The 16,180-nt window shown below is 67.7% G+C and carries 16 protein-coding genes; 5 read left to right on the forward strand and 11 right to left on the reverse strand.

The window, feature by feature from the left end; genetic code table 11:
- Positions 1-31 precede the first annotated feature (31 nt).
- Positions 32-631 (reverse strand): 2-hydroxychromene-2-carboxylate isomerase, encoded by a 600-nt coding sequence (locus tag AC1RGU_RS27230; RefSeq protein WP_492699338.1) that lies wholly within the window; start codon positions 629-631, stop codon positions 32-34.
- Positions 632-770: 139 nt separating this feature from the next.
- Between AC1RGU_RS27230 and AC1RGU_RS27235 the strand changes: the two genes are divergently transcribed.
- Both AC1RGU_RS27235 and AC1RGU_RS27240 read left to right on the forward strand, forming a co-directional pair.
- Positions 771-1,517 carry an SDR family oxidoreductase gene (locus AC1RGU_RS27235; protein ID WP_492699340.1) on the forward strand — a complete coding sequence of 249 codons (747 nt, stop codon included), beginning with the start codon at positions 771-773 and terminating at the stop codon, positions 1,515-1,517.
- A 3-nt stretch (positions 1,518-1,520) separates the two neighbouring features.
- Positions 1,521-2,174 (forward strand): MarC family protein, encoded by a 654-nt coding sequence (locus AC1RGU_RS27240; protein WP_099793548.1) that lies wholly within the window; start codon positions 1,521-1,523, stop codon positions 2,172-2,174.
- 6 nt (positions 2,175-2,180) lie between these two features.
- Here AC1RGU_RS27240 and AC1RGU_RS27245 read toward each other — a convergent pair whose 3' ends face one another.
- From AC1RGU_RS27245 to purT, 10 genes are all read right to left on the reverse strand, one after another.
- Entirely contained in the window at positions 2,181-2,642 is a 462-nt protein-coding gene (locus AC1RGU_RS27245) for an EVE domain-containing protein (RefSeq protein ID WP_492699342.1), read from the reverse strand.
- Positions 2,643-2,709: 67 nt separating this feature from the next.
- Positions 2,710-3,876: an ABC transporter substrate-binding protein gene (locus tag AC1RGU_RS27250; RefSeq protein ID WP_062478783.1), complete on the reverse strand. Its 1,167-nt coding sequence runs from the start codon at positions 3,874-3,876 to the stop codon at positions 2,710-2,712.
- A 32-nt stretch (positions 3,877-3,908) separates the two neighbouring features.
- Positions 3,909-5,765, reverse strand: a complete 1,857-nt coding sequence (locus AC1RGU_RS27255; protein ID WP_492699345.1) for an AMP-dependent synthetase/ligase — start codon at positions 5,763-5,765, stop codon at positions 3,909-3,911.
- 8 nt (positions 5,766-5,773) lie between these two features.
- Entirely contained in the window at positions 5,774-6,547 is a 774-nt protein-coding gene (locus AC1RGU_RS27260) for an ABC transporter ATP-binding protein (protein WP_056576626.1), read from the reverse strand.
- A gap of 268 nt (positions 6,548-6,815) precedes the next feature.
- Complete coding sequence (locus tag AC1RGU_RS27265; protein WP_492699347.1) at positions 6,816-7,634, reverse strand: ABC transporter ATP-binding protein; 819 nt, start codon at positions 7,632-7,634, stop codon at positions 6,816-6,818.
- On the reverse strand, positions 7,631-8,707 hold the full coding sequence (locus tag AC1RGU_RS27270) for a branched-chain amino acid ABC transporter permease (protein ID WP_062478791.1): 1,077 nt from the start codon (positions 8,705-8,707) through the stop codon (positions 7,631-7,633). Before AC1RGU_RS27270 ends, AC1RGU_RS27265 begins: the two co-directional genes overlap by 4 nt.
- 7 nt (positions 8,708-8,714) lie before the next feature.
- Entirely contained in the window at positions 8,715-9,590 is an 876-nt protein-coding gene (locus AC1RGU_RS27275; RefSeq protein ID WP_070061875.1) for a branched-chain amino acid ABC transporter permease, read from the reverse strand.
- Positions 9,591-9,611: 21 nt separating this feature from the next.
- Positions 9,612-10,442 (reverse strand): helix-turn-helix domain-containing protein, encoded by an 831-nt coding sequence (locus tag AC1RGU_RS27280; RefSeq protein ID WP_095950254.1) that lies wholly within the window; start codon positions 10,440-10,442, stop codon positions 9,612-9,614.
- Positions 10,443-10,555: 113 nt separating this feature from the next.
- Positions 10,556-11,497: a LipP1 family hormone-sensitive lipase gene (gene lipP1, locus AC1RGU_RS27285; protein ID WP_492699349.1), complete on the reverse strand. Its 942-nt coding sequence runs from the start codon at positions 11,495-11,497 to the stop codon at positions 10,556-10,558.
- 189 nt (positions 11,498-11,686) lie between these two features.
- Positions 11,687-12,889, reverse strand: coding sequence for a formate-dependent phosphoribosylglycinamide formyltransferase (purT, locus tag AC1RGU_RS27290; RefSeq protein ID WP_492699351.1), 1,203 nt, complete (start codon positions 12,887-12,889; stop codon positions 11,687-11,689).
- Between the two features lie 180 nt (positions 12,890-13,069).
- Here purT and AC1RGU_RS27295 point away from each other — a divergent pair, with 180 nt between their 5' ends.
- From AC1RGU_RS27295 to AC1RGU_RS27305, 3 genes are read left to right on the forward strand one after another with little or no spacing between them, the layout of a single operon-like run.
- Positions 13,070-13,918 carry a 3-hydroxybutyryl-CoA dehydrogenase gene (locus AC1RGU_RS27295; RefSeq protein ID WP_062478806.1) on the forward strand — a complete coding sequence of 283 codons (849 nt, stop codon included), beginning with the start codon at positions 13,070-13,072 and terminating at the stop codon, positions 13,916-13,918.
- Positions 13,919-13,955: 37 nt separating this feature from the next.
- On the forward strand, positions 13,956-14,771 hold the full coding sequence (locus tag AC1RGU_RS27300; RefSeq protein ID WP_062478810.1) for a crotonase/enoyl-CoA hydratase family protein: 816 nt from the start codon (positions 13,956-13,958) through the stop codon (positions 14,769-14,771).
- Between the two features lie 47 nt (positions 14,772-14,818).
- Positions 14,819-16,177: a serine hydrolase domain-containing protein gene (locus AC1RGU_RS27305; protein ID WP_492699353.1), complete on the forward strand. Its 1,359-nt coding sequence runs from the start codon at positions 14,819-14,821 to the stop codon at positions 16,175-16,177.
- Positions 16,178-16,180 lie beyond the last annotated feature (3 nt).

Consider the following 16,180-nt stretch of genomic DNA (forward strand, 5'->3'; position numbering starts at 1 on the left):
AAAAGAAAAGCGGGTCGGCTTGCGCGCGCCGTTACGCGCGCAGCGCCCGCTCGACGAAATCGAGCCGGTCCTGGCCCCAGAAGATCTCGCCGTCGATCACGTAGCTCGGCGCGCCGAACACCTGGATGTCGATCGCTTCCTGCGTGTAAGCCTCGTAACGCTCCTGCACCGCCTGGCTCTGCGATTGCTCGGCGCGCTTGGCCGGCAGGCCGCATTCCGCGACCAGGGCTTCGAGCAGGTTCGGGTCGCCGATGTTCCGCTCCTGAACCCACACGGCCGCGAACACCGCCGCGCAGATGCGCATCGCGGCCTCGGTGCCGTCGTGCAGGTCGACCGCGATGATCAACCGCGCGGCATCGTCGCCGGCCACCGGAAAGAACTTCGGCTTCGGGTTCAGCGGCAGGCCCAGGTGCTTGGAGAAGCGCGCCAGCTCGAGCAGCCGGTAGGCTTGGCGCTGCGGCGCGCGCTTGCCCAGCGGCAGCCCGCCCGACACGGGGAACACGCTACCCATGTCGATGGGCCGCACGCGCACGGTGGCGCCGGCGGCCGCGGCGATGGCGGCAAAGCGGGTATGCCCCAGATAGGTCCACGGGCTCTGTGGCGCAAAGTAATAGTCGATGGTCTTGTGCATTCAGTAACCTCCGTGCTGCGCACTGCGGTGCGAGCTGGCTTGGGGCGGCGCGGCGCTCACGCTCATGCGCCAGCCCTCGGTGATGTAATCCAGGCCGTCGGTTTTAACTGACGCACAGTTTCTCTGCAGGAGGTGGGATTTGGACCAGGTGCTCTTGATCACCGGCGGTGGGCGCGGCATTGGTGCCGCCACGGCCTTGCTCGCCGCGAAGCGTGGCTACGCCGTGGCCGTGAACTACGCCAGCAACTCGCTGGCCGCCGACGAGGTGGTGCGCACCATCCGCGCGGGCGGCGGCACCGCCATGGCGGTGCAGGCCGACGTGGGCGACGAGGCCCAGGTGCTCGCGATGTTCGCGAAGGTCGACGCCAAGCTGGGGCGCCTCACCGCGCTCGTGAACAACGCCGGCGTGGTCGACGTGCAGGCGCGCGTCGACGAGATGAGCGTGGCGCGCCTGGAGCGCATGTTCCGCATCAACGTGATCGGCAGCTTCGTCTGCGCCCGCGAGGCCGTGAAGCGCATGAGCACGAAGTACGGCGGCGCGGGCGGCGCCATCGTCAACATCTCCAGCGGCGCCGCGCGCATCGGCTCGCCCGGCCAGTACGTCGACTACGCGGCCAGCAAGGCAGCCATCGACACCTTCACCATCGGCCTGGCCAAGGAAGTGGCCGACGAAGGCATCCGCGTGAACGCGGTGCGCCCCGGCGTGATCGACACCGACATCCACGCCTCCGGCGGCCAGCCTGGCCGCGCCGCCGAGATGGGCCCAGGCGTGCCGATGAAGCGCAGCGGCACCGCCGAAGAAATTGCCGGTGCCGTCCTGTGGCTGCTCTCGCCCGAGGCCAGCTACACCACCATGGCCCTGCTCGACGTGACCGGAGGACGCTGAGCCATGAGCACTTCCATGGACCTCATCAAGCCGCTGGTCACGCTGGTGGCCATCGTCAACCCGCTGGCCATCGTGCCCTTCTTCATCCACTACACGCAGGATTACTCCGACGCCCAGCGCAAGCGCACGGTGCGCATGTCGGCCTTCAGCGCCTTCGTGGTCATTGCCGTGAGCGCGCTCATCGGGCTGCAGCTGCTGTCCTTCTTCGGCATCTCGATCGCGAGCTTCCAGGTCGGCGGCGGCCTGCTGCTGCTCATGAGCTCGATCTCGATGCTCAACGCGCAACCGGCCGAGAGCAAGACCAACGTCGATGAGTTGCGCGCCACCGAAGTGAAGGCGTCGATGGGCGCCTCCATCGCGGTGGTGCCGCTCACGATTCCGCTGCTCACCGGCCCGGCCGCCATCTCCACCGTGGTGATCTACGCCGACAAGACGCAGCACCTGTGGGAGCTGGGGCTGCTGGTCGGCTATGGCGTGGTCGTAGCGCTGGCGACCGCACTGGCCTTTTCGCTCGCGCAGCCGATCGCGCGGGTGCTCGGCAAGACCGGCATCAACATCATGACGCGGCTGATGGGCCTGATCCTCGCCGCGCTCGCGGTCGAGGTGATGGCCGACGGGCTCGGCAAGCTGTTCCCGATCCTGTCGAAAGTCGCCTGAACAGGTTCAGGCCAGCATCTTCTCGATGACCTTCCAGTGCGCCGGCTCCACCGGCGTGATCGACAGCCGGTTGCCCTTGCGCAGGATGACCAGGTCGGCCAGCTCGGGCTTGGCACGCAGCTCGGGCAGCGACAGCAGCCGCGTCTTGCGCAGCGCCTGCACGTCGACCAGCAACCAGCGCGGATCGTCCGGCTTCGCGCCGGCGTCGTAGTACGGCGACTTCGGGTCGAACTGCGTCGGATCAGGCTGGATGCCAGAGGCCACGCGCGCGATGCCGGCAATGCCGGGCTCGGGGCAGCTCGAGTGATAGAACAGCACGCCGTCGCCGACCTTCATGCCATCGCGCATGAAGTTGCGTGCCTGGTAGTTGCGCACGCCGGTCCACGCCACGGTGGCATCGGGCGCGGCGAGGGCATCGTCGATCGAGACCTCGTCGGGCTCGGATTTCATCAACCAGTACTGGGGCATGGCGGCAGTCTCGCGAAGGGGATTTCGCGGAATATAGCCGCTCGCCCCATTCCGGGGCGGCCCTCGCTTACGGCGTCACGTAGTCAGAGACGACCACCCACTTGCCGTCCTTGATCTGCGACAGCCGCGACTGGTCGTTGCCCAGGCGCTTGGTGGCGGTGTAGGTGCTCTTCGGGCTGCCGAACATGTCGGGCTCGAAGGTGATGCTGTCCATCGCCTTGATGAAGCTGTCGGTCGTCAGGTTCGGGCCGGCCTTGGTCGCGGCCTTGATGAACGAGTCGATGATCACGTAGCCGTACACCGAGAACACGGTCGGGTCTTCGTTGAACTTGGTCTTGTACTTGTTGGCCCAGAAGCGCAGCGGCTGCGACTGCTCGTCGGTGTAGGGGTTCTGCACCGTCATGGTGGCGTACACGCCGTCCATGGCCTTGCCGCCCAGCTTGTGGATCAGGTCGGTGTAGGCCGCGCTCGAACCCAGGAAGGTCGGGTTGAAGCCGGTCTTGCGCGACTCGCCCACCGTGCCGATGGTCTCGCGGATGATGGTGCCGAGCACCACGAGGTCGCAGTTGGCGGCCTTCATCTTGGCGACCTGCGAGCTGAAGTCGGTGGCGCCGCGCTTGAACGAGGTCTTCTCGGCCAGCTCCATGCCCGCGGCCTTCAGGCCGGCCTCGGCGCCGCGCTGCACTTCCAGGCCGAACTCGTCGTCCTGGTAGATCGTGCAGACCTTCTTGGCGCCCTTGTCCTTGATCATCTTGGGCAGTGCCAGGCGGATCTGGTCGTAGTAGGTGGCCGCGAACGAGTACTTCAGCCGGTTCAGTGGCTCGTACATTTCGCGCGCCGCCGTGATGGGCATGTAGTTGACGACGTTCTTGTCGAACTGCACCGGCATCGCCGCCATGTTCTGCGCCGTGCCGATGTGGCCGGCCATGATGAAGATCTTTTCCTGGTTGACCAGCTTCTGCGCCGCCAGCACGGCCTTCTTCGGGTCGTAGCCCGAGTCTTCCACGAAGAGCTTGAGCTTGCGGCCGTTGAGCGTGCCCTGCTCGTTGAGTTCGTCCACGCGCAGCTGCATGCCGTTGCGCGCCTGCTTGCCGAAGCCCGCCAGCGGACCCGACAGGTCCTGGATCGTGCCGATGCGGATCTCGTCCTTGCTCACGCCCTGCTGCTGCGCGGACGCGAGCGTCGCGATCAAGCCCAGCACGGCCAGCGTCGTCAATGTCTTGAGCTTCGTCATAGCGTTGTCTCCTCGGGTTGGCAAAAAAGAGGTCAGCGGTACATGGCGTCGATGCGCTGCGCGTACTTGGTCTGCACCAGCTTGCGCTTGAGCTTCATCGTGGGCGTGAGCTCCTCGTCCTCGGCGCTGAGCTGCGTCTCGAGCAGGAAGAACTTCTTGATCTGCTCGACGCGCGCGAACTTGGCGTTGACGCGATCGATCTCGCCCTGGATCAGGTCCTGCACTTCCTGCGTGCGTGTCAGGCTCTCGTAGTTGCTGAACGGCACGTCGTGGTCCTGCGCGAATTTCTCGACGTTCTCCTGGTCGATCATGACGATCACCGTGAGGTAGGGCCTCTTGTCGCCGATCACCACGGCATCGGTGATGTAGAGGCTGAACTTGAGCTCGTTCTCCAGCTCGCTCGGGGTCACGTTCTTGCCGCCTGCCGTGATGATGATGTCTTTCATCCGGTCGGTGATGCGGAAATACCCGTCCTCGTCCATCACGCCCACGTCGCCCGTGTGCAGCCAGCCGTCGGCGTCGATGGTCTCGGCGGTCTTCTCCGGCAGATTCAAATAGCCCATGAAGACATTGGGGCCGCGCACCAAAATTTCGCTGGTGGCCGGATCGATGCGCACCTCGTTGTAGCCGGTGGCCGGGCCGATGGAGCCAGGCTTGATGCGCGTGACGGGCACGGCCGTGGAAGCGCCGCACGACTCCGTCATGCCCCACACCTCGAGCATGGGCACGCCCAGCGCGAGGTACCACTTGACCAGCTCGGGCGAAATGGGCGCCGCGCCGGTCACGAGAAAGCGCGCGCGGTGGATGCCGATGAGCTTGCGCGCGTTGTCCAGCGCCAGCAGCCGCGCCAGCCGGAACTTCAGGCGCAGCCCCGTGCCGATCTCCTGCCCCGCGAGCACCTTGTTGGCGATGGTCTCGCCCACGCCGATGCTCCAGTGGTAGGCGGCCTGCTGCAGCGGGCTGGCCTCTTTCAGCGCGATCATCACGCCCGAATAGAACTTCTCCCACACGCGCGGCACGCCCGTGAACACCGTCGGCGCGATCTCGCGCACGTTCTCGGGCACCGTCTCGGGGTTCTCGACGAAGTTGAGGATCGAGCCGGTGTACATCGCGAAGTACTCGCCGCCCATGCGCTCGGCGATGTGGCACAGCGGCAGGAAGCACATGCGCTCGTCTTTCTCGTCCTGTGCGATGAGCGTGTTGTAGCCGCGCGCCGTGTACACCAGCCCCGCGTGGCTGTGCATAGCGCCCTTGGGCTTGCCGGTGGTGCCCGAGGTGTAGACAAGAATCGCGAGGTCTTCGGGCCGGCAGGCGGCCACGCTGCGCTCCACCGCCTGCGGGTCGCCCGCCAGGTGCGTACGACCGAGGGCGCGCAGCGCATCGAGGCTCATCACCGCCGGGTCGTCGAGCTCACGCAGGCCTTCCATGTCGAACACGACCACGCGGCGCAGGCCGGGCAGACGGGCGCGCACCTCGAGCGCCTTGTCGAGTTGCTCGTCGTCTTCCACGAACAGCACCGTGGTGCGCGAGTCTTCGCACAGGTACTCCACCTGCGAGGCGGCGTCGGTCGGGTAGATGCCGTTCGACACACCGCCGCAGCTCAGCACGGCCAGGTCGGCCAGCACCCACTCGATGACGGTGTTGGAAAGAATGGACGCGCACTCGCCGCGCGTGAAGCCGATGGCCTGCAGGCCGGCCGCGATCTCGCGCACGGCCTCGGCGGTCTGGCGCCAGCTCCAGGCGCGCCAGATGCCCAGCTCCTTCTGCCGCATCCAGATGTTGTCGCCGCGCTGGCGCACGGCGTTCCAGAACATGGCCGAGAGCGTGTCGCCGGGCACGAGGATGTCGTGGCCGGGTTCGATGGTTCGAAGATCCCAGAGTCCTTGCATGGCGACGGTTACCTCCAGGTCTTCTTCTTTTTCCAGCGCCGCTCGCCGCGCACGCCGTCGTCCTTGACACCGAGGTAGAACTCCTTGATGTCGTCCTTCTCGCGCAGGCGTTCGCACGAGTCTTCCATCACGATGCGGCCGTTCTCCAGCACGTAGCCGTGGTCGGCGGCATTGAGCGCCATGTTCGCGTTCTGCTCCACCAGCAGGATGGTGGTGCCGCGCTCGCGGTTGATGCGCACCACGATCTCGAAGATCTCCTTGGTGAGCTTGGGGCTCAGGCCCAGGCTGGGTTCATCGAGCAGGATGAGGTGCGGCGCCGCCATGATGGCGCGCGAGATGGCCAGCATCTGCTGCTGCCCGCCCGAGAGCAGCCCGGCGTCCTGCGTGGCGCGCTCACGCAGGATCGGGAAGTAGGTGAAGACGGTCTCGATGTCCCGCGCCACGCCGTCGCGGTCCTTGCGGGTGTAGGCGCCCATCAGCAGGTTGTCCTTCACCGACAGCAGCGGGAACACCTCGCGCCCTTCGGGCACGTGGCTCAGTCCCTGCTGCACGATGAAGGCCGGGTCTTTCGCCGTGATGTCCTGCCCCTGGAACTCGATGCTGCCCTTGCGCGGATCGATGATCCCCGAGATGGTCTTGAGGATCGTCGTCTTGCCCGCGCCGTTGGAGCCGAGCACGGTGGCGATCTCGCCCTTGCGCACCTTCAGGCTCACGCCGCGGATGGCCTTGATCGGGCCATAGGCGCTTTCGACGTTGAGCAGTTGAAGCACGACGTCGCTCATGCCACTGCTCCCTGATTCAAGGCGGAACATGCAGAGCCATCACGCCACGACGAAGCCCGGTGTGCGGTGCGGCGTGGGCGCCCCCTCTGTGCCGCCGAGGAGCGCAGCGTTTCGCGGATCAGGGCTCGCAGCTGTTTGAGCGCAGCGAGTTCTGCGAGACCCCGCGAAACGCGAGCACCGCAGGGGAGCCGCGAAGCGGCCGGCGCAGTGGGGGCGACCGCGCCGTGCCGCGCACCGGGCGCCTCCAAAGAGGTAACGAAGAAGCAAGTCACGCCACCGCCCTCCGCAAACTGCTCACGTCATCCACAGTCCCAAGGTAAGCCTCGATGACACGCGAATCCGCCTGCACCTCGCGAGGCGACCCCGTAGCCAGCACCTCGCCCTGATTCATGGCAAGCACGCGATCCGACACCTTGGAAACCAGCGACATGTCGTGCTCGACCATCAGCACCGACACCCCCAGCTCATGCTGGATGTCCTGAATCCAGAACGCCATGTCCGCCGTCTCCTCGACATTGAGCCCCGAAGAAGGCTCGTCGAGCAGCAGCAGCTTGGGCTCGGTGCACAGCGCGCGCGCCAGCTCCACCACCTTGCGAACGCCGTAGGGCAGCCCCGCCACCATCGAGTCGCGGTAGTGCTGCAGGTCGAGCAGGTCGATCACCTGCTCCGCCTTCTCGCGCGCCGCGATCTCGGCGCGGCGCGTGGCCGGCGTGAAGAACACCTCGCTCCAGAAGCCCGTCTGCCGATGCGTGTGGCGCCCGATCAGCAGGTTGTGCAGCACCGTCGCATGCTCGAACAGCTCGATGTTCTGGAAGGTGCGCGCAATGCCCAGCGCGGCAATCGCGTGCGGCGCCTGCTGCGTGAGCGCGATCGCCCCGCCCGCCTCGCCATGCCAGGTGATCTCGCCCGTGGTCGGCGTGTAGATGCGGCTGATCAGGTTGAACACCGTCGTCTTGCCCGCGCCGTTCGGGCCGATGAGCGTGAACACCTCGCCGCGCCGAACATCGAAGCTCACCTTGTTGACCGCGAGCACGCCGCCGAAGCGCACGCTCAGGTCTTTCGCAGACAGAAGGACGTCGTTGCTCATCTCAGCCGGTCCGATTTGGTGAACGACTTCTGCCGCTTGAACAGCCCCTTGCGGTAGAACGGGAAGAGCTGCAGCCAGGTGCGGATCTTGAGCCAGCGCCCGTACAGCCCCAGCGGCTCGAACAGCACGAAGGCGATCAGCACCAGCCCGTACACCAGCCCCTGCAGGCCGGGCGCCTGCCCGACCACCGCCGGCAGCCAGTCCTTGCCCATCGAGATCAGCTGCGGCATCGCGATGAGGAAGATCGCGCCGAGGAACGCGCCGTGCACCGAGCCCAACCCGCCGATCACCACCATCAGCAGCAGGTCGATCGACTGCAGGATGTTGAACTGGTCCGGCGAGATGAAGCTCAGCTTGTGCGCATACAGCGCGCCGCCCAAGCCAGCGAGCGCGGCCGAGATCGCGAACGACATCGTCTTGTAGCGCGCCAGATGAATGCCCATGCTCTGCGCCGAAATCTCCGAATCGCGGATCGCCACGAAGGCACGCCCCGTCGGCGAGCGCAGCAGGTTCAGGATGCCCAGCGTGGACACCACCGCGACCACCAGGCACAGAAAGTAGAAGCCTTCGCCCGAGCCCAGCGACCAGCCGAACAGCTGCGGCGACTTCACATGCAGGCCCGCATTGCCGCCCGTCACGCTTTCCCAGCGCGCGAACACCTCCTCGACGATGAAGCCGAAGGACAGCGTCGCGATGCCCAGGTAGATGCCCTTCACGCGCAGCGCCGGCATCGCCACCACCACGCCCACCGCCGCCGACAGCGCGGCCGACGCCAGCAGCGCGAGCGGGAACGGCACGCCCATGTTCGTCAGCACGCCCTGCGTGTACGCGCCCGTTCCGAGGAACGCCGCGTGCCCGATGGAGAACTGCCCCGTGAAGCCCGCCAGCAGCATCAGCCCCAGGCCGACGATGCCGTAGATCAGCACGAAGGTCAGCTGCGCGAGCCAGTACTCGTCGATGACCCACGGTGCGACGAGCAGGAAGGCCACGAGCAGGCTGTACCAGAGCACGTGGCCGCCGTGCCGCGCGAGGCGGATGTCCTGGTCGTAGCTGGTCTTGAAGATGAAGCGCATATGAGACTTACACCTTCTTGCGCAGCTTTTCGCCGAACAGGCCGTTCGGCTTGATCATGAGCATCAGCAGCACCACGATGTACGGCGCCGTGTCCTTGAAACCGTCGGGCAGGTAAAAGCCCGCGAACGACTCGACGATGCCGATCACCAGCCCGCCGACGATCGCGCCCGGCAGGCTGCCAAAGCCCCCCACCACCGCCGCCGGAAAGGCCTTCAGTCCGATGAAGCCCATGTTGGCGTGCACGAAGGTGATGGGCGCCAGCAGCATGCCGGCGATGGCGGCCACCGCAGCAGCAAGCCCCCACACCAGCCCGTTGAGCCGCTTCACCGGAATGCCCATGTAGTAGGCCGCGAGCTGGTTCTGCGACGAGGCCTGCATCGCGATGCCCAGCTTGCTGTAGCGGAACATCGCGTACAGCAGGCCGCACAGGATCGCGGTGGCCACGATGATCACGAACTGCTCCAGGTTCACCACCAGCTCGCCCAGCTTCCAGATCTGGTCCTTGTAGGGCACGGCCAGCGTGTGGGTGTCGGTGCCGATGCCCGGCACCATGGTGATGAGGCCGCGCGCCACGTAGGCGATGCCGATGGTCAGCATCACGATCGAGAACTGCGGCTGCCCGAGGATCGGGCGGATCACCACCAGCTCGAGCAGCACGCCGAAAGCCGCCATGGCCACCACGGCCAGCAGCGCCGCGAGCCAGAACGGCATGCCGAACAGCGACATGCCCGCGAAGGCACCGAACGCGCCCAGCATCATCAGGTCGCCCTGCGCGAAGCTCACCGTTTCGGTGGCCTTGTAGATCAGCACGAAGCCCAGCGCGATGAGGCCGTAGATGCACCCTTGCGCGATGCCCGAGAGCAGGAGTTGGAGGATCTGCATGCGATGCCGTCCCGCCTGCGCTTACTGCCGGAACCCGCCGGCCGCGTCATGCAGCGCGAGGCGGCGCGAGCCCGCCACGATGTCGCTGGGCTTGAGCCCGTAGACCTGGCGGATCGAATGGCTGAAGTGCGTGGAGTCGGGGTAGCCGGTGTCCAGCGCGATGTCGGTGAGCGTGCCGCTCTGGTGCACGTAGCGCAGCAGGCTGCGCGCACGCTTCCAGGCCCGGAAGCCGCGAAAGGCCATGCCCGTCTCCTGCTTGAACAGGTGCAAAAAGCGCGAGAACGACAGGTGCACCGAGGCCGCGCAGTCTTCCGCCGAAGCGGGCGCGGCCGGGTCAGCCACGAGCATGTCGACCACCTTGCGGATGCGCGCGTCGAGCGGGCGCGGCGTGAGCGGGCCGTCGAAGAACAGCGCGTCGAAATCGAAGCCGTCGAAGTCGATGCCGCGCGCCGAGGCCGCCAGCAGGTGAGCGTGGACCTCGCGCATGCGCTGCACGAAGGCCGGCGCATCGACCGGGCCGCAGTGCTGCAAGAAGGCCGGCATGCGCGCGGGATCGACCGACTCCGATTCGATCAGCAGGTTGAAGATCAGCGGGCAGGCGCTCTCGACCTGGTGCGGCACGTGCGGCGGCACCACGATGAACTCGCCGCTTTGCCAGGCCCCGCCGCCGATGCGGATGCGGTTGGGCGGCGCACCGGCGGGCGACACGTACACGCCGTGCCCGCCCATGGCGCGCTCGGCCGCGGCGCCGAGCAGCCCGGCGTAGAAGACGCGCTGCGGCGTGAGCCACATGAGGCGTTCGCCCTGCCGTGCATCGCCGCCCGAAGGCGTCGACGTCCTGGTTCGCTGCATGGTGTCTGTCTCCTGCATCGGTCGACGACGTCCGACCGGGGGGTGGCGTCGTGTTCGCTGGATCGTAGCGGCGGGGGCCTTGCGCGCGGCATCCATTTGCGCGGGGACTTTCCCTAGGCCGGCGCGAACGCGCGGCGCAGTTCCGCCGCGCACAACGCGACGGCGGTGTGAGCCTCGTCGAGCACCTCGCCCATGGTGATGAAGCCATGGATCTGGCGCTCGAAGCACACGTAGTTCGCGCGGTTGCCGGCGGCCGTGAGCGCCTCGGCGTAGGCCGCGCCTTCATCGCGCAGCGGGTCGTAGCCGGCCGTGAGCACGAGCGCCGGCGGCAGGCCCGACAGGTCGGCGTGCAGCAACGGCGAGGCACGCCAGTCAAGGTCGTGCTTCGCGTCGGTGATGTAGTGGTCGTGGAAGTAGGTCATCGTGTCGCGCGTGAGCAGGTAGCCCTGCCCGTTCGCCTGGTGCGACGGATGGCCGCGGCGCATGTCGGTGGCCGGGTAGATCAGGAGCTGGAACACGATCGGCAGGTCGCCCGCATCGCGCGCGGCGATCGACGCCACGGCGGCGAGGTTGCCGCCCGCGCTGTCGCCGCCCACGGCAAGGCGGCTCGCATCGAGCCCCAGCGCGGCGGCTTCGCGGCGCACCCAGCGGGTGGCGGCGAGCACGTCGTCCACGGCGGTGGGAAAGCGGTGCTCGGGGCCCATGCGGTAGTCGACCGCGACCACCGCGCAGCCCGCGCCGTTGGCCAGCTCGCGGCACAGCACGTCGTGCGTGTCGAGGTCGCCGATGACCCAGCCGCCGCCGTGGTAGTACACCAGCACCGGCAGCGGGCCCGGGCCTGCGCCGAGCGGCTTGTACAGCCGCACCGCAATGGTGCCGTGCGGCCCGTCGGCGGCGAGGTCGCGCACCTCGGCGACCTCGGGCGGCAGCGGCTGCGTGGCGGTGCGGCGCTCGCGGTAGTAGGCCCGCGCATCGGCGGGCGACAGCGTGTGGGTCGGCGGAATGCCGCGCGCTTCGATGAAATCCAGCAAGGCGCGCGCCTGGGGATGCAGCATGGTGTCTCCGGTGAATCGAACGGAGCGCTCAGTGTGGAGGGCGGGGCGCCTGCGGGGTATCCGCATGCACCCGCACCCGACCGGCGTCCTGGCGACAAGACCCGCACCATGCCCGCACCGCTGCGGGGTCGCTTGCGAAAACTGGCTACCGGGGCCCGGCTCGCGGGTTCACCCGGAGGGTTCGGTCGCTCAGGTCGTGCGGGGCTTCACGCGCGAGGCGGCTTCCTTGGCCAGCCGGCGAGCCGTGTCGGTGTCGGCCGCATGCACCAGCGCCACGCCCATGCGGCGCTTGACGAAGCTCTCGGGCTTGCCGAACAGGCGGATGTCGCTGCCCGGCACCTGCAGCGCCTCGGCCACGCCGTCGAAGGCGATGCCGGTGGCGTCCACGCCGCCGTAGATCACGGCGCTGGCGCCCGGGCTCTTGAGCGAGGTGTCGACCGGCAGGCCGAGGATGGCGCGCGCGTGCAGCTCGAACTCGTTCTGCCACTGTGTGGCCATGGTGACCATGCCGGTGTCGTGCGGGCGCGGGCTGACCTCGCTGAACCAGACCTCGTCGCCCTTCACGAACAGCTCGACGCCGAACAGGCCCTGGCCGCCCAGGTCGGCGGTGACGGCCTGCGCGATCTGCTGCGCCTTCTGCAGCGCGGTCGGTGCCATGGGATGCGGCTGCCAGCTTTCCACGTAGTCGCCGCTGACCTGCACGTGGCCGATGGGGTCGCAGAACTTCGTTTCGACGGCGCCGGCCGCATCCTTGGCGCGCACGGTCAGCAGCGTGATCTCGTAGTCGAAGTCGATGAAGCCCTCGACGATCACGCGGCCGTGGCTCACGCGGCCGCCGGCCATGGCGTAGTCCCAGGCCTTCTGCACGTCGGCCGGGCCGTCGATCTTGCTCTGGCCCTTGCCGGAGCTGCTCATCACGGGCTTGACGATGCAGGGGTAGCCGATGCCCGCGTCGATGGCGGCCTGCAGCTCGGCCAGCGAGTCGCAGAACTTGTAGGGGCTGGTGGGCACGCCCAGCGTCTCGGCCGCCAGGCGGCGGATGCCTTCGCGGTCCATCGTGAGGCGAGCGGCGCGGGCCGTGGGAATCACGCGCACCACGCCCGCGTCTTCCAGCTGCTGCAGCATGGGCGTGGCGATGGCCTCGATCTCGGGCACCACCAGCGTGGGCTTCTCGGCCTCGATCAGCGCCTTGAGCTGGTCGGGGTCGCTCATGGTGATGGTGCGCGCGTGGTGCGCCACCTGCTGGCCGGGCGCGTTCTCGTAGCGGTCGACGGCGATGGTCTCGACGCCCAGGCGCTGCAGGGCGATCAGCACCTCCTTGCCGAGCTCGCCGGAGCCGAGCAGCATCACGCGGGTGGCGGAAGGGGACAGGGGGGTGCCGAGGGTGGTCATGCGAGGGCTCGAAAAAATGGGGTTGAAAACAATCGCAGCACTGTAAGCCACCCCGGGCCGGTGTCGCCCACGGGAACGGCGGGCCCATCGGGCTGCTTCACAATTACCGCCATTGCGTGACGGCGGCCCCGCGGCCGCCCTCGCCTCCGATTTTCTTTTTTGTTTCAAGGAGCATTTTTCATGACGATTCAGACTGTGGGCATCATCGGCGCCGGCACCATGGGCAACGGCATCGCCCAGGCCTGCGCGGTGTCGGGGGTCAACGTGGTGATGATCGACGTGGCCCAGGCCGCCGTCGACAAGGGCATCGCCACCATCTCGGGCAGCCTCGACCGCCTGATCAAGAAGGAAAAGCTCACGGCCGAGCAGAAGGCCGCCGCGCTGGCGCTGATCAAGGGCTCGACCGACTACAACGACCTGAAGGGTGCGCAGCTGGTCATCGAGGCCGCCACCGAGAACCACGCGCTCAAGCTCAAGATCCTCAAGCAGGTGGACGAGCTGGTGGGCCCCGAGGTGATCATCGCGTCGAACACCTCGTCGATCTCGATCACGCAGCTGGCCGCCGCCACCTCGCGCGCCGACCGCTTCATCGGCATGCACTTCTTCAACCCGGTGCCGATGATGGCGCTGGTGGAGCTGATCCGCGGCTACCTCACGAGCGACGCCACGCACGACGCCGTGAAGGCGCTGGCCGAGAAGCTGGGCAAGTCGCCCATCACGGTGAAGAACGCGCCGGGCTTCGTGGTCAACCGCATCCTGGTGCCGATGATCAACGAGGCCTTCTTCGTGCTGGCCGAAGGCCTGGCCACGGCCGAGGACATCGACGCCGGCATGAAGCTGGGCTGCAACCAGCCCATCGGCCCGCTGGCGCTGGCCGACATGATCGGCCTCGATGTGTGCCTGGCCGTGATGGAGGTGTACCTCGAGCAGTTCGGCGATTCCAAGTACCGCCCCTGCCCGCTGCTGAAGGAAATGGTCGCCGCCGGCCAGCTCGGTCGCAAGACCGGCCGCGGCGTCTATACGTACTGATCCGGCATTCCATAAAAACAAGGAGACAAGCAACGCCATGACCGCCACCCCCACCACCCCGCCCGCCGAAGGCTGCATCGACACGCAGGTGCTCGACCACGTGCTGCTGATCGGCATCAACCGCCCCGCCAAGCGCAACGGCTGGACGCCGCCGATGTTCAAGCAGCTGGCCGAGGCCTACACGCGCCTGGACGACGACCCCAGCCTGCGCGTGGGCGTGCTGCATGCGTTCGGCGACCACTTCACGGCGGGCCTGGACCTGCCGGCGGTCACCGAGTACATGAAGCGCGGCGAAAAAGCGATCCCGGCGGGGCTGGTAGAGCCGCACGATTTCGGCCTGGAGGGCTACCGCCGCCGCACCAAGCCGATGGTGGCGGCCGTCAAGGGCATCTGCTTCACGGTGGGCATCGAGCTGATGCTGGGCGCCGACATCGTGGTGGCGGCCGACAACTGCCGCTTCTCGCAGATGGAAGTGCAGCGCGGCATCATGGCCACGGGCGGCGCCACGCTGCGCATGGCCGAGCGCGCGGGGCTGGGCAACGCGATGCTGCACCTGCTCACGGCCGACGAATTCGACAGCGCCGAGGCCTATCGCCTGAACTTCGTGCAGAAGGTGGTGCCGGCCGGCCAGGAGCTCGACGCGGCGCTGCAGATCGCGCAGCGCATCGCGGCCCAGGCGCCGCTGGCCGTGCAGGCCACGCGGCTCAACGTGCTCAAGGCGATCGAACACGGGCCGCTGGCGGCCGTGGCGGAATTCATCGAGACGCAGAAACGCCTGTCGAACAGCGAGGACGCGGCCGAGGGCGTGCGCTCCTTCATCGAGCGCCGGCCTGCGCGGTTCAGCGGCCGCTGAGGCTGTTGATTTCCGTTCCGTTTCTGTCGTCCACTGGAGCCCGTTGCATGCCCTCTTCTTCTGTGTCGTCGTTTCTCTTCTTTCAACGCACGGCGCTGGCCGCCGCTTTCACCCTTCTTGCCGTGAACACCAGCCTCGCCCAGACCCCGCCGGCGCCCGCGCTGCCCGATCCCGCCGCCACCTCGGTCGAGGCGCTGGGCTGGATGCAGGGCTTTCCGCCGCCGCCCGACAAGCAGATCACCTTCGACAACCCGGTCGGCGGCGTGTACCCGCGCATCCGCTGGAGCTTCTCGCACGTGCGCGAGACGGTGCCCACGGCCAACGTGTGGCGCGGCCCCGGCGCCGCCAGCCCGCTGCCGGCGGCCAAGCCCCGCTTCGACATCGAGGCCGTGCGCTTCCAGCCCATGGGCGGCGGCGAGGTGCAGACCTTCGGCCAGATGATCGCGCGCACCTACACCGACGGCATCCTGGTGCTGCACCGCGGCCAGGTGGTCTACGAGAAGTACTTCGGCGCGCTCACGCCCGAGCGGCCGCACCTGGCGATGTCGGTCACCAAGTCCTTCGTGGGCACGCTGGCGGCCATCCTCGCGCAGGAAGGCACGCTCGACCCCTCGGCGCCGGTCACCAAGTACCTGCCCGAGCTCAAGGACACGGCCTACGGCGACGCCACGGTGCGCCAGGTGATGGACATGACCATCGGCGTGCGCTACTCCGAGAACTACGCCGACCCGAAGGCCGAGGTCTGGGACTACGCACGCGCCGGCGGCATGCTCACGCAGGGCGCCAACTACGCGGGCCCGAAGTCGTTCTACGAATTCCTGGCCACGCTCAAGAAGGAAGGCACGCACGGCGACGCCTTTGCCTACAAGACGGTCAACGCCGAGGTGCTGGCCTGGATCGTGCGCCGCGCGTCCAACCGCTCGCTGGCCGACCTGCTGAGCGAGAAGATCTGGCGCCGCATCGGCGCCGAGCAGGACGCGTATTTCATGGTCGACCGCATCGGCACCGAGTCGGGCGGCGGCGGCCTGAACACGGTGCTGCGCGACATCGCGCGCTTCGGCGAGACGCTGCGCAACGGCGGGCGTGCGCCCAACGGGCAGCAGGCGATCGCCAAGGCGGTGGTCGACGACATCCAGCGCGGCGCCGATCCGGCGAAGTTCGCGAAGGCCGGCTACGCGCTGCTGCCGGGCTGGAGCTACCGGAACATGTGGTGGGTCTCGCACAACCCGCACGGCGCATACATGGCGCGCGGCATCCACGGCCAGAGCATCTACGTCGACCCGAAGGCCGAGATGGTGATCGTGCGCTACGCCGCGCACCCGATCGCCGCCAACGCGGGCAACGACCCGCTCACCCTGCCCGCCTTCCAGGCCATGGGCGAGGCGCTGATGAAGCCTGAGCCCTGATGA

The organism is Variovorax sp. GW823-FHT02B07 (assembly GCF_058797695.1).

Coding starts and splice junctions, on each gene's coding strand:
- lipP1 (WP_492699349.1), bottom strand. CDS start 11,497: ATGCTGCATCCCCAGGCGCGCGCCTTGCTGGATTTCATCGAAGCGCGC.
- AC1RGU_RS27255 (WP_492699345.1), bottom strand. CDS start 5,765: ATGCAAGGACTCTGGGATCTTCGAACCATCGAACCCGGCCACGACATC.
- AC1RGU_RS27305 (WP_492699353.1), top strand. CDS start 14,819: ATGCCCTCTTCTTCTGTGTCGTCGTTTCTCTTCTTTCAACGCACGGCG.
- AC1RGU_RS27265 (WP_492699347.1), bottom strand. CDS start 7,634: ATGAGCAACGACGTCCTTCTGTCTGCGAAAGACCTGAGCGTGCGCTTC.
- AC1RGU_RS27280 (WP_095950254.1), bottom strand. CDS start 10,442: ATGCAGCGAACCAGGACGTCGACGCCTTCGGGCGGCGATGCACGGCAG.
- AC1RGU_RS27270 (WP_062478791.1), bottom strand. CDS start 8,707: ATGCGCTTCATCTTCAAGACCAGCTACGACCAGGACATCCGCCTCGCG.
- AC1RGU_RS27260 (WP_056576626.1), bottom strand. CDS start 6,547: ATGAGCGACGTCGTGCTTCAACTGCTCAACGTCGAAAGCGCCTATGGC.
- AC1RGU_RS27300 (WP_062478810.1), top strand. CDS start 13,956: ATGACCGCCACCCCCACCACCCCGCCCGCCGAAGGCTGCATCGACACG.
- AC1RGU_RS27230 (WP_492699338.1), bottom strand. CDS start 631: ATGCACAAGACCATCGACTATTACTTTGCGCCACAGAGCCCGTGGACC.
- AC1RGU_RS27275 (WP_070061875.1), bottom strand. CDS start 9,590: ATGCAGATCCTCCAACTCCTGCTCTCGGGCATCGCGCAAGGGTGCATC.
- AC1RGU_RS27240 (WP_099793548.1), top strand. CDS start 1,521: ATGAGCACTTCCATGGACCTCATCAAGCCGCTGGTCACGCTGGTGGCC.
- AC1RGU_RS27250 (WP_062478783.1), bottom strand. CDS start 3,876: ATGACGAAGCTCAAGACATTGACGACGCTGGCCGTGCTGGGCTTGATC.
- purT (WP_492699351.1), bottom strand. CDS start 12,889: ATGACCACCCTCGGCACCCCCCTGTCCCCTTCCGCCACCCGCGTGATG.
- AC1RGU_RS27295 (WP_062478806.1), top strand. CDS start 13,070: ATGACGATTCAGACTGTGGGCATCATCGGCGCCGGCACCATGGGCAAC.
- AC1RGU_RS27245 (WP_492699342.1), bottom strand. CDS start 2,642: ATGCCCCAGTACTGGTTGATGAAATCCGAGCCCGACGAGGTCTCGATC.